Genomic DNA, 12,408 nt, shown 5'->3' on the forward strand with positions numbered 1-12,408 from the left:
CGCTTTCGCACTTTCAGAGGAGTCGCATGCGGAGTGCCATCATCGCTGCCGCCGCCGTCGTCGCGCTGGCGGGTTGTTCGTCGTACGACAGCGTGACGCAGCGCATCGCGCAGAGCATCACGCCGTATCGGATCACCGTCGTGCAGGGCAACTTCGTGTCGCAGGAGAAGGCCGCCCAGTTGCAGGTCGGCATGACGCGCGAGCAAGTCCGCGCGCTGCTCGGCACGCCGCTGCTCGCGGACATGTTCCACGCGGATCGCTGGGATTACCTCTTTTACTTCAAGCGCGGCTCGACGTCGATCGTCCAGCAGCGCGACCTCGTGGTGACCTTCGCGGGCGATCGCGTCGCCAGCTGGACCGGCGCCGACAACCTGCCGTCCGAGCTCGACCTGCTGGCCGACATCGACGGCGACCGCGGCGGCAAGAAGGCGAAGGCCGCTGCCGCGGCGAAGAAGGCGTCCGAAGCCGCTGCGGCCGCGAGCGCCGCGCAGGCTGCCGCTGCCGCGAGCCCGGCTACCGAGCCGGCGCCGGGCGCGGTGGTCGACCAGGATGCGAACGCCCAGGCGGCGCGCGCGGCGAACCGTGCGACCAACCAGGTGTCGGGGCAGGGTTCGGGGTCGCGCCGGTTCACGCCGGCCGCGCAGGCCTCGGGCGGCGCGCCGGTGCCGGGCGGCCAGCCGCCGGGCGCCGCGCCGGCGATCCAGCCGCAGTTCCAGTTCCATCGTCCGCCGCAGCCGAACGCGACGAACGAAGCGGCGCCGCCGGTCGGCCCGCAAGGCTCGGACAACCTGCAGAACCAGCCGCTCACCGCCCCGGCGCAGTAAGCGGCCGGCCTGCGGAAACGGGGCGGCATGCGCCGCCCGCCTTTAGACCTGTCGTGTAGAAAGCCATGAAGATTGCGATTGCCGGCGCATCGGGCCGAATGGGCCGGATGCTGATCGAAGCCGTTCTCAACGATGCCGACGCGCAGCTCGTCGGCGCGCTCGACCGCGCCGGTTCGCCGTTCCTCGGCCAGGACGCCGGTGCGTTCCTCGGCAAGGACACCGGCGTCAAGCTGACCGACGACCTCGACGCCGTGTTCGCACAGGCCGACTATCTGATCGATTTCACGCGTCCGGAAGGCACGATGGCCCACATCGAGGCCGCGCTGCGCCACGACGTGAAGCTCGTGATCGGCACGACCGGTTTCACCGCCGAGCAGAAGGCCGAGTTGCAGGCCGCGGCGGGCAAGATCGGCATCGTGTTCGCGGCGAACATGAGCGTCGGCGTGAACGTCACGCTGAAGCTGCTCGAATTCGCGGCGCAGCATTTCTCGCACGGCTACGACATCGAGATCATCGAAGCGCATCACCGCCACAAGGTCGATGCGCCGTCGGGCACCGCGCTGATGATGGGCGAGGCCGTCGCCGGCGCGCTCGGCCGCTCGCTCGACGACTGCGCGGTGTACGGCCGCCACGGCGTGACCGGCGAACGCGATCCGTCGTCGATCGGCTTTGCCGCGGTGCGCGGCGGCGACATCGTCGGCGACCACACCGTGCTGTTCGCCGGGATCGGCGAGCGCATCGAGATCACGCACAAGTCGTCGAGCCGCGTGTCGTACGCGCAGGGCGCGTTGCGTGCGGTCCGCTTCCTGTCGGCGCGCGACGCCGGCCTGTTCGACATGCAGGACGTGCTCGGCCTGCGCTGACCCGCGAGGAAACTCCGATGGCGATTCCCACCGGCGTTGTCCACTACCTCGAAAGCGGCGATGCGATCACGCACGCCGTCTCCTATGTGCTGCTGGCGATGTCCGTCGCCAGCTGGTGCTTCCTCTTGATGAAAGCCTGGCTCCTGGTCCGCGCGAAGCGGCAGGGGTCGCGCGCGCTCGCCGCGTTCTGGCGCGCGCCATCGCTCGATGCCGGCATCGCCGCGCTGGCCGGCGCCGATCGCGAGCGCGTGTTCGTGCCGCTCGCCGAAGCCGCGCGCGACGCGGCCGACGACCACGACCCGGCCGCGCTGGCCGCGCGCGTCGAGCGCGGCGAACGCGTGCTGCGCGCGTTGCGTCATGCGATGCTGCGCTCGCAGCGGCGCCTCGAATTCGGCCAGGTGCTGCTCGCGTCGATCGGCAGCACCGCGCCGTTCGTCGGGCTGCTCGGCACCGTGTGGGGCATCTATCACGCGCTCGGCAGCATCGCCGCGAGCGGGCAGGCGCAGATCGAGAACGTCGCGGGGCCGGTCGGCGAGGCGCTGATCATGACCGCGTTCGGGCTGGTCGTCGCGATTCCCGCGGTGCTCGCGTACAACATCCTCGGCCGGCTCGTCCGGCAGCTCGCCGAGGAACTCGACGGCTTCGCACGCGATCTGCACGTATTCGTGTGCGCGCAGGGCGCCTGACGCGCCGGCTCCGGAGGAACGACCATGGCATTCGGCGGGCTCGAGCACCACAAGACGTCCGCGCCGATGGCGGAGATCAACATGACGCCGCTGATCGACGTGATGCTCGTGCTGCTCGTCATCTTCATCATCACCGCGCCGCTGATGACGCACGCGATCCGGCTCGACCTGCCGAAGGTCGCGGCGAGCGTCGCGCGCGACACGCCGCAATCCGTCACGCTGTCGATCGACGACGCGGGCAAGCTCTACTGGGACGACGCGCCCGTGGCGCTCGACGCGCTGCCCGCGCGGTTCCGGGCCGCCGCCGCGGGCGCCGCGCCGCCCGAGTTGCGGCTGCGCGCGTCGCGCGCGACGCGCTACGACGTGATCGCGCAGGTGATGGGCGCCGCGCAGGCCGCGGGCCTCACGCGGATCGGCTTCGTGACCGACGTGCCGCCGGCCGGGAGCGCCGCCGCGCCGGCCGCCGCGGGCGCGAAACCCTGATACGCCGCCCTGCGGGCGCAAAGGCACGTTCCGCTGTTTGGAAAAATTCATTCGCGGGGCCAGCGCAAGCCCGTTATTAGCGTGAACAGGCCCTAGCCCGCGAGACCGGCCGTGCGGGCCCGCCCGGGCGGTATAATCGACGTTTTTCCCGGCCCGGAACCGGTCAGCCCGTTCCCGCGCCGGGCACGCACGATTTTCGATCCAATCCTGCGCGCGAGCCGTCGCGCCGCTTAAAGCCTAGCCCGAACCACACCATGCACGAGAGATACGTACCCGCCGACGTCGAAGCCGCCGCCCAGGGCGACTGGCGCGCAGCCGATGCCTACAAGACGAAGGAAGATTCGCAGAAGCCGAAGTTCTACTGCGTGTCGATGCTGCCGTACCCGTCCGGCAAGCTGCACATGGGTCACGTGCGCAACTACACGATCAACGACGTGATGTACCGCTATCTGCGGATGAACGGCTACAACACGCTGATGCCGATGGGCTGGGATGCGTTCGGGATGCCGGCCGAGAACGCCGCGATGGCGAACGGCGTGCCGCCCGCGAAGTGGACCTACGACAACATCGACTACATGAAGGGCCAGATGCAGTCGATGGGCCTCGCGATCGACTGGTCGCGCGAAATCGCGACGTGCAAGCCCGAGTACTACAAGTGGAACCAGTGGCTGTTCCTGAAGATGCTCGAGAAGGGCATCGCGTACAAGAAGACGGGCACCGTGAACTGGGACCCGGTCGACCAGACCGTGCTCGCGAACGAGCAGGTGATCGACGGCCGCGGCTGGCGCTCGGGCGCGCTCGTCGAGAAGCGCGAGATCCCGATGTACTACCTGCGCATCACGCAGTACGCGGATGAGCTGCTGAACGATCTCGACGGCCTCGGCTGGCCCGAGCGCGTGAAGATCATGCAGCAGAACTGGATCGGCAAGAGCTTCGGCGTGAACTTCGGTTTCCCGTACGAACTCGACGGCGAGCAGAAGCTGCTGCGCGTGTTCACGACGCGCGCCGACACGATCATGGGCGTCACGTTCTGCGCGATCGCGGCCGAGCACCCGCTCGCCACGCGCCTCGCGCAGGACAAGCCGGAACTGCTCGCGTTCATCGAGGAATGCAAGCGCGGCGGCGTGGCCGAAGCCGACGTCGCGACGATGGAGAAGAAGGGCGTTGCGACCGGCTTCTCGGTCAAGCACCCGCTGACCGGCGAGCCGGTCGAGGTGTGGATCGGCAACTACGTGCTGATGAGCTATGGCGAAGGCGCGGTGATGGGCGTGCCGGGCCACGACGAGCGCGATTTCGCGTTCGCGAAGAAATACGATTTGCCGATCAAGCAGGTGATCGCGAGCGAAGGGCAGACGTACTCGCTCGACGCATGGCAGGAGTGGTACGGCGACAAGGACACCGCGGTCTGCGTGAACAGCGGCAAGTACGACGGCCTGCGCTACGCGGACGCGGTCGACGCGGTCGCGGCCGACCTGAACGCCGGCGGCTTCGGCGACAAGCAGGTCACGTGGCGCCTGCGCGACTGGGGCGTGTCGCGCCAGCGCTACTGGGGCACGCCGATCCCGATCATCCACTGCCCGTCGTGCGGCGACGTGCCGGTGCCGGAGCAGGACCTGCCCGTCGTGCTGCCGGAAGACCTCGTGCCGGACGGCTCGGGCAACCCGCTCGCGAAGTCCGAAGCGTTCCTGAACTGCACGTGCCCGAAGTGCGGCGCGGCCGCGAAGCGCGAAACCGACACGATGGATACCTTCGTCGATTCGTCGTGGTACTTCTCGCGCTACACGGCGCCGGACGCCGAGACGATGGTCGACGCGCGCACCGATTACTGGATGCCGATGGATCAATACATCGGCGGCATCGAGCACGCGATCCTGCACCTGCTGTATTCGCGCTTCTGGACCAAGGTGATGCGCGATCTCGGCCTCGTGAAGTTCGGCGAGCCGGCGAAGAACCTGCTCACGCAGGGGATGGTGCTGAACGAGACGTACTACCGCGAGGACGCGGCGGGCAAGAAGACCTGGTACAACCCGCTCGACGTGACGGTCACGCACGACGACAAGGGTCGCCCGGTCGGCGCGACGCTGAATGCGGACGGTCAGCCGGTCGTGCTCGGCGGCATCGAGAAGATGTCGAAGTCGAAGAACAACGGCGTCGATCCGCAGCTGCTGATCGACCAGTACGGCGCCGATACCGCGCGCCTGTTCACGATGTTCGCCGCGCCGCCGGAGCAGCAGCTCGAGTGGTCGGGCGCGGGCGTTGAAGGCGCGAGCCGCTTCCTGCGCCGCGTATGGAGCTTCGGCGCCGGCAATCGTGAAGCGCTTGCCGCCCGCGCCGGTTTCGACGCGGCGACGCTCGGCGACGCCGACAAGGCGCTGCGCCGCGAGATCTACAGCGTGCTGAAGCAGGCCGACTTCGACTACCAGCGCCTGCAGTACAACACGGTCGTGTCGGCCGCGATGAAGATGCTGAACGCGATCGACGGCGCGAAGGGCGCGACGCCCGCCGTGCTGCGCGAGACGTACGGCGTGCTGCTGCGCGTGTTGTACCCGGTCGTGCCGCACGTCACGTTCGAGCTGTGGAAGGCGCTCGGCTACGCGGACGAATTCGGCCCGCTGCTCGATGCACCGTGGCCGAAGGTCGACGAGGCCGCACTCGAGCAGGCCGAGATCGAACTCGTGCTGCAGGTGAACGGCAAGGTGCGCGGCGCGCTGAAGGTCGCGAAGGACGCGAGCCGCGACGCGATCGAAGCAGCGGCGGTGGCCGACGAGGCATTCGCGAAATTCAGCGACGGCAAGCCGGCGAAGAAGATCGTCGTCGTGCCGGGCCGCCTCGTGAACATCGTCGTCTGACGGCCGCCGGCCGTCGGACGTACCCAGAAGGAGCGAAGGTGATCCGCAGATCGTTTTTGATGCTCGTCGGCAGCGCGGTCGTGCTGTCGGCATGCGGTTTCCAGTTGCGCGGCCAGCAGGACTACGCGTTCAAGCACCTGTTCGTGGCCGGTGCGCCGGCGTCCGTCGGGGCGCGGCTCACGCGCCTCGTCGAGGCCGGCAGCGACACGAAGATCGTCAAGTCGCCGGACGACGCCGACGCCGTGCTGCGCATGTGGGAGTCGCGTGGCCAGAACACGCTGACGCTCAACAAGTACGGCTCCGCGCAGGAATACGCGCTGTTCTACACGCTGAACTACACGCTGACGAGCAAGGACGGCACCGTGCTGATCCCGCCGAGCGCGATCGCGCTGAACCGCGCGATGACGTACAGCGACCAGTACACGAACGCGAAGGCGCAGGAAGCCGACATCCTGTACGGCGACATGCAGAACGACGCGGTCGACCAGTTGATGCGGCGTCTCGCGATCGTCCATTCGCTGACGCCGGCGCCGGAGGACGTGGTGCCGGGCGTGGCGCCGCGCGCGCCGCTGCCGCCGCCGCCGCTCTGATCGCGGGCGCACGCAGCGATGCAATTGCGACTTGATGCGCTGGAGCCGCACCTCGCGAAGGGGTTGGCCGGGCTCTATACCGTCTACGGCGACGAGCCGCTGCTCGCGCAGGAAGCGTGCGACCGCATTCGTGCGGCCGCGCGCGCGGCCGGCTTCACCGAGCGTTCGGTGCATACGGTCGAGCGCGGCTTCGACTGGAGCGTGCTGCTCGGCGCGACCCAGGCAATGTCGCTGTTCGGCGAGCGCCAGCTGATCGAGCTGCGCATTCCGTCGGGCAAGCCCGGCAAGGAAGGCGCCGATGCGCTGAAGATGCTCGCGGCCACGCCCAATCCCGATGCGCTGATGCTCGTCACGTTGCCGCGCCTCGACGCGGCCACGCAGAAATCCGCGTGGTTTACCGCGCTGCAGAACGGCGGCGTCGCGCTGAAGATCGATCCGGTCGACCGCGCGCAACTGCCGAACTGGATCGGCCAGCGCCTGTCGATGCAGGGCCAGCGCGTCGCGTCCGGCGACGACGGGCGCCGCGCGCTGCAGTTCATCGCGGAGCGCGTCGAGGGCAACCTGCTCGCCGCGCACCAGGAAATCCAGAAGCTCGGGCTGCTGTATCCGCAAGGCGCGCTGTCGTTCGAGCAGGTGCACGACGCGGTGTTGAACGTCGCGCGCTACGATGTGTTCAAGCTCAACGAAGCGATGCTCGCCGGCGACGCCGCGCGGCTCGCGCGGATGATCGACGGGCTGAAGGGCGAGGGCGAGGCGATCGTGCTCGTGATGTGGGCCGTCGTTGAGGAACTGCGCACGCTGCTGCGGATCAAGCGCGGCACGACGGCCGGCAAGCCGCTCGCGACGCTGCTGCGCGAGAACCGCGTGTGGGGGCCGCGCGAGCGGCTGATCGCGCCCGCGCTGAACCGCGTGTCGGAAGCGGTGCTCGAAAAGGCGCTCGCGTTCGCCGCGAAGCTCGACCGGCAGGTCAAGGGGCTCACGGCTGTCACGCCGGGCCGCCGCACGCAGGACGAACCGCCGCCCGACCCGTGGGACGGGCTGTTCCAGCTCGCGATGACGGTCGCGGGCGCCCGCGGCGAGCGACCGCCGACCGCGGGTCGCGTGCGACGCTAAGTCCCGTTCGGGCCTTCAGCGCGCGCTGCGCAACCCGCTTACAATGCTTCGATGACCGGGGCGCCGCCCTGCGCGGCGCGGTCTTGCGGCCGTTACCCCGCCCGGATGGTCGTCCCGGATAGCCGTCCCCGCTTCCCCCACGAATTCATGCCGCTCCGCGCGGCTCGCTTCTCGAGTCACACGATGGATATCGATCAGTACATGACCGACCTGGGCCGTCGCGCCCGGCACGCCTCCCGCGCGATGGCGCGCGCCAGCACGGCCGCGAAGAACGCGGCGCTCGACGCCGTGGCCCGCGCGATCGAACGCGACGCGCAGGCGCTGAAGGACGCGAATGCACGCGACGTCGCCCGCGCCCGTGAAAAGGGGCTCGATGCGGCGTTCGTCGACCGCCTGACGCTGTCGGACAAGGCGTTGAACACGATGATCGAAGGGCTGCGTCAGGTTGCGTCGCTGGCCGATCCGATCGGCGAGATCGGCAACCTGAAGTTCCGCCCGAGCGGGATCCAGGTCGGCCAGATGCGCGTGCCGCTCGGCGTGATCGGCATCATCTACGAATCGCGCCCGAACGTGACGATCGACGCGGCCGCGCTGTGCCTGAAGTCGGGCAACGCGACGATCCTGCGCGGCGGCTCCGAAGCGCTCGAGTCGAACGCGGCGCTCGCGAAGCTGATCGGCGAAGGGCTCGAGGCGGCAGGCCTCCCTCAGGACGCGGTGCAGGTCGTCGCGACGGCCGATCGCGCGGCGGTCGGCAAGCTGATCACGATGACCGAATTCGTCGACGTGATTGTGCCGCGCGGCGGCAAGAGCCTGATCGAACGGCTGATCAACGAGGCACGCGTGCCGATGATCAAGCACCTCGACGGCATCTGCCACGTGTACGTCGACGATCGCGCCGATCTCGACAAGGCGCTGACCGTCTGCGACAACGCGAAGACGCACCGCTACGGCACCTGCAACACGATGGAGACGCTGCTCGTGTCGAGCGGCATCGCCGCGAAGCTGCTGCCGCCGCTCGGCAAGCTGTATCGCGACAAGCAGGTCGAACTGCGCGTCGACGCGGCCGCGCGCGCGGTGCTCGCCGATGCGGGCGTCGGCCCGCTCGTCGACGCGACCGAAGAAGACTGGCACACCGAATATCTGGCGCCGGTGCTTGCGATCAAGGTCGTCGACGGGCTCGACGCCGCGATCGAGCACATCAACCATTACGGCTCGCATCACACGGATGCGATCGTCACCGAGGATCACGACCGCGCGATGCGCTTCCTGCGCGAAGTCGATTCGGCGAGCGTGATGGTCAACGCGTCGACACGCTTCGCGGACGGTTTCGAATTCGGCCTCGGCGCGGAAATCGGCATCTCGAACGACAAGCTGCACGCACGCGGCCCCGTCGGCCTGGAAGGGCTGACGTCGCTGAAGTACGTCGTGCTCGGGCACGGCGAAGGTCGTCAGTAAGTCAACCGCGAGGCGCACAATCGATGGCAATGCTCTGGGTCAAGACGTTCCATATCGTTCTGATCGCCGCGTGGTTCGCGGGGCTGTTCTACCTGCCGCGCATCTACGTGAACCTGGCCATGGAGACCGATCCGGCCGCGGTGCGGCGCCTGCTGCTGATGGCGCGCAAGCTGTTCCGTTTCATGACGATGATCGCGGTGCCGGCGCTCGCGTGCGGGCTGTGGCTGTGGCTCGTGATCGGCATCGGCCAGGGGCAGGGCTGGATCCATGCGAAGGTGACGGTCGTGTTGCTGCTGATCGTCTATCACGCGTATTGCGGGCATCTGCTGAAAGTGTTCGAGCGAGGCGAGAACCGCCGCACCGACAGGTGGTATCGCGTATTCAACGAGCTGCCGGTGCTCGGCATGCTCGCGGCGGTCGCGCTGGTCGTGATCAAACCGTTCTGAGCGGCGCGGCCGGCGAGTCCGTCGCCGCCGAATCATGCGCAACGGCGCCCCTCGGGGCGCCGTCGTTCGTTTACGCTCGGCGTTCCGCGACGACTAGTCCTTCGTCGGGTCGTCGATCCGGCGTCGCGTGATCGCTTCCTTCGCGCGGCCGACGCGCTCCATCAGCGCCGGCCCGCGCGACAGCGCGACGCCGACCGCGAGGATGTCGCCGATCGCGAGATGCGACATCCGCGACGTCATCGGCGAGAACACGTCCGTTTCCTCGGCGACGTTCGACGCGAGGCTGACCGTCGCGAGCTTCGCGAGCGGCGAATGGCTCTGCGTGATCGCGACGACTTTCGCGCCGCATGCGAGCGCGGAGCGCGCGGCGTCGACGATGTCGCGCGTGCGGCCGGTGTTCGAGATCGCGACGACGACGTCGTGCGGGCCGAGCAGCGCCGACGACATCGAGAACGTGTGCGGGTCCGAATACGCGACGCTCGGCACGCCGAGCCGGAAGAACTTGTGCTGGATGTCCTGCGCGGCGATGCCCGAGCCGCCGGCGCCGTAGAACTCGATGCGCGACGCGTTCGACAGCAGCGCGATCGCGTCGGCGACGCTGCCCGCCGACAGGCTGTTGCGCACCTCGATCAGCGCGCCGATCGTGCGGTCGAACACCTTGCCGATGATGCCGGGCGCCGGCTCGTCGGGCTCGACGTCGCGGTACACCGACGACACGCCCGGCGCGACGCTCTGCGCGAGCCGGATCTTGAATTCGCGGAAGCCGCTGCAGCCGAGCGCCTGGCAGAAGCGCGCGATGGTCGGCTGGCTGACGCCCGCGCGGGTCGACAGCTCGGTCATCGCGAGGTCGAGCACCTCGCGCGGCGCGGCGAGGATGTAGTCGGCGAGCTTGCGCTCGGACGGGCGCAACTCGGCGCGGATCGCTTCAATGCGAGGCAGCATGGGACGGCACGTGGAAATCGGGTTCGGATGAGCGAGTGTATCGCACTCCAATTGTAGAAAATCTACATGAAAATACTAGCGCAATTGCAGCGGTTCGGATGCGAGTTCAGCAGGGGGAATTAGGGTTTTCACTGATTAAAGCCTTGCTGGTGGCGGGAATAAGGGTTGCGAGCCAACCGATCCGCATTGCGTGCTTGTAGTTTTTCTACTAGACTTGCTTCGTTCGATCGACGAAGCTCGACCGTCCCCACGATTCCAACCGCCGGTGTCGGCCGGCATACAGGAGCGCCCAGCATGACGTCGCTGCACCCCACTCTGGCGAAGGTCACCGAACGCGTGATCGCCCGCAGCCAATCGACCCGTTCCGCCTATCTGCAGCGCATCGACGGCGCGCAAGGCAAGTTCCCGGCACGCGGCGCGCTGTCGTGCGCGAACCTCGCGCACGGCTTCGCGGGCCTCGAGGGTAACGACAAGTTCTCGATCAAGGCGATTCGCGAGCCGAACATCGGCATCGTGTCCTCGTACAACGAGATGCTGTCCGCGCACGCGCCGTACAAGGATTTCCCCGAGATCATCAAGGCGGCCGCGCGCGAGAACGGCGGGGTCGCGCAGTTCGCGGGCGGCGTGCCGGCGATGTGCGACGGCGTCACGCAGGGCAACCCGGGGATGGAGCTGTCGCTGTTCTCGCGCGAGGCGATCGCGATGGGCACGGCGATCGCGCTCACGCACAACATGTTCGATGCCGCGCTCTGCCTCGGCATCTGCGACAAGATCGTGCCGGGCCTCTTGATCGGCGCGCTGCAGTTCGGCCATCTGCCGACGATCTTCGTGCCGGCCGGCCCGATGACGAGCGGCCTGTCGAACGACGACAAGGCGAAGATCCGCCAGCAGTTCGCGACCGGCCAGGTCGGCCGCGACGCGCTGCTCGAAGCCGAATCGGCCGCGTATCACGGCCACGGCACCTGCACGTTCTACGGCACCGCGAACAGCAACCAGATGCTGATGGAGCTGATGGGGCTGCACCTGCCGGGCTCGGCATTCGTTCATCCGCACACGCCGCTGCGCACCGCGCTGACGGCCGAGGCCGCGCGCCGCGTGCTCGACCTGACCGTCGAGCGCGGCCAGTACACGCCGATCGGCCATGTGATCGACGAAAAGGCGATCGTCAACGGGATCGTCGCGCTGCTCGCGACGGGCGGCTCGACCAACCACACGCTGCACCTCGTCGCGATCGCGCGCGCGGCCGGCATCCTGATCGACTGGAACGATTTCGACGAGCTGTCGGCAGTCGTGCCGCTGCTCGCGAAGATCTACCCGAACGGCAAGGCCGACGTGAACCATTTCCACGCGGCGGGCGGTGTCGCGTTCCTGGTGCGCAACCTGCTCGAAGGCGGGCTGCTGCACGAGGACGTGACGACGGTCGCCGGCAAGGGGCTTGCGCACTACACGAAGGAGCCGAAGCTGATCGACGGCAAGCTGACGTGGGTCGACGGCGCGGCCGAGAGCCACGACACGAAGGTGCTGCGCGGCATTCGCGACCCGTTCCAGCCGGACGGCGGCCTGCGCCTGATGCAGGGCCGGCTCGGCCGCGGCGTGATCAAGATCTCGGCGGTCGCGCCCGAGCACCGCAAGGTGAAGGCGCCGGCGATCGTGTTCGACTCGCAGGAAGCCGTGCAGGCCGCGTTCGATCGCGGCGAGCTGAAGCGCGACTTCGTCGCGGTGGTGCGCTTCCAGGGCGCGCGCGCGAACGGCATGCCCGAACTGCACCGTTTGACGCCGCTGCTCGGCGTGCTGCAGGATCAGGGCTTCCACGTCGCGCTGGTCACCGACGGCCGCATGTCGGGCGCGTCGGGCAAGGTGCCGGCCGTGATCCACGTGTCGCCGGAGGCGCTGCTGGCCGGCCCGATCGGCAAGGTGAAGACGGGCGACATGCTCGTGATCGACGCGGAAGCCGGCGTGCTCGACATCGAGGTCGACGACGCCGAATGGCACGCGCGCCCGGTCGCGCAGCCGCAGCACCAGGCCGAGAACGAAGTCGGCTTCGGCCGCGAACTGTTCGGCGTGTTTCGCGCGGCGGCCGCGCCGGCCGAGCAGGGCGCATCGGTTTTCGGGACGCTGGTCGGCGAAACGGCCGCCAGCGTCGCCGCATGAATTTCT

At 68.5% G+C, this 12,408-nt stretch carries 11 protein-coding genes; 10 read left to right on the forward strand and 1 reads right to left on the reverse strand.

The features are described from left to right. Window positions 1-26: 26 nt before the first annotated feature. The 9 genes from KR541_RS02925 (at window position 27) to KR541_RS02965 (ending at window position 9,309) form a co-directional block, all read left to right on the forward strand. Window positions 27-824, forward strand: a complete 798-nt coding sequence (locus KR541_RS02925; RefSeq protein ID WP_050013833.1) for an outer membrane protein assembly factor BamE — start codon at window positions 27-29, stop codon at window positions 822-824. Between the two features lie 65 nt (window positions 825-889). Continuing rightward, complete coding sequence (dapB, locus tag KR541_RS02930; protein ID WP_050013832.1) at window positions 890-1,687, forward strand: 4-hydroxy-tetrahydrodipicolinate reductase; 798 nt, start codon at window positions 890-892, stop codon at window positions 1,685-1,687. A 17-nt stretch (window positions 1,688-1,704) separates the two neighbouring features. Next, the gene (locus KR541_RS02935; protein WP_050013831.1) at window positions 1,705-2,373 is read left to right on the forward strand and encodes a MotA/TolQ/ExbB proton channel family protein; all 669 of its coding nucleotides are present in this window, start codon (window positions 1,705-1,707) and stop codon (window positions 2,371-2,373) included. A gap of 24 nt (window positions 2,374-2,397) precedes the next feature. Next, window positions 2,398-2,856: an ExbD/TolR family protein gene (locus KR541_RS02940; protein ID WP_050013830.1), complete on the forward strand. Its 459-nt coding sequence runs from the start codon at window positions 2,398-2,400 to the stop codon at window positions 2,854-2,856. A gap of 254 nt (window positions 2,857-3,110) precedes the next feature. Beyond that, complete coding sequence (leuS, locus tag KR541_RS02945; RefSeq protein ID WP_050013829.1) at window positions 3,111-5,705, forward strand: leucine--tRNA ligase; 2,595 nt, start codon at window positions 3,111-3,113, stop codon at window positions 5,703-5,705. A gap of 38 nt (window positions 5,706-5,743) precedes the next feature. Then, window positions 5,744-6,295 (forward strand): LPS-assembly lipoprotein LptE, encoded by a 552-nt coding sequence (locus tag KR541_RS02950; RefSeq protein ID WP_050013828.1) that lies wholly within the window; start codon window positions 5,744-5,746, stop codon window positions 6,293-6,295. A gap of 18 nt (window positions 6,296-6,313) precedes the next feature. Then, on the forward strand, window positions 6,314-7,408 hold the full coding sequence (holA, locus tag KR541_RS02955) for a DNA polymerase III subunit delta (RefSeq protein WP_050013827.1): 1,095 nt from the start codon (window positions 6,314-6,316) through the stop codon (window positions 7,406-7,408). A gap of 183 nt (window positions 7,409-7,591) precedes the next feature. Next, a complete protein-coding gene (locus tag KR541_RS02960; RefSeq protein WP_050013826.1) occupies window positions 7,592-8,863 on the forward strand; it encodes a glutamate-5-semialdehyde dehydrogenase in 1,272 nt (423 codons plus the stop codon). 23 nt (window positions 8,864-8,886) lie between these two features. Then, on the forward strand, window positions 8,887-9,309 hold the full coding sequence (locus KR541_RS02965; protein WP_089488167.1) for a CopD family protein: 423 nt from the start codon (window positions 8,887-8,889) through the stop codon (window positions 9,307-9,309). A gap of 93 nt (window positions 9,310-9,402) precedes the next feature. Here the strand turns inward: KR541_RS02965 and KR541_RS02970 are convergent, their stop codons facing one another. Then, a complete protein-coding gene (locus tag KR541_RS02970) occupies window positions 9,403-10,251 on the reverse strand; it encodes a MurR/RpiR family transcriptional regulator (RefSeq protein WP_050013824.1) in 849 nt (282 codons plus the stop codon). 294 nt (window positions 10,252-10,545) lie between these two features. On the opposite strand from KR541_RS02970, the gene edd reads away from it, so the two are divergent. Beyond that, a complete protein-coding gene (gene edd, locus KR541_RS02975) occupies window positions 10,546-12,402 on the forward strand; it encodes a phosphogluconate dehydratase (RefSeq protein WP_050013823.1) in 1,857 nt (618 codons plus the stop codon). The last annotated feature ends 6 nt before the right edge of the window (window positions 12,403-12,408 follow it).

This window comes from Burkholderia sola, assembly GCF_905400185.1.
GTDB classification, from domain to species: domain Bacteria; phylum Pseudomonadota; class Gammaproteobacteria; order Burkholderiales; family Burkholderiaceae; genus Burkholderia; species Burkholderia sola.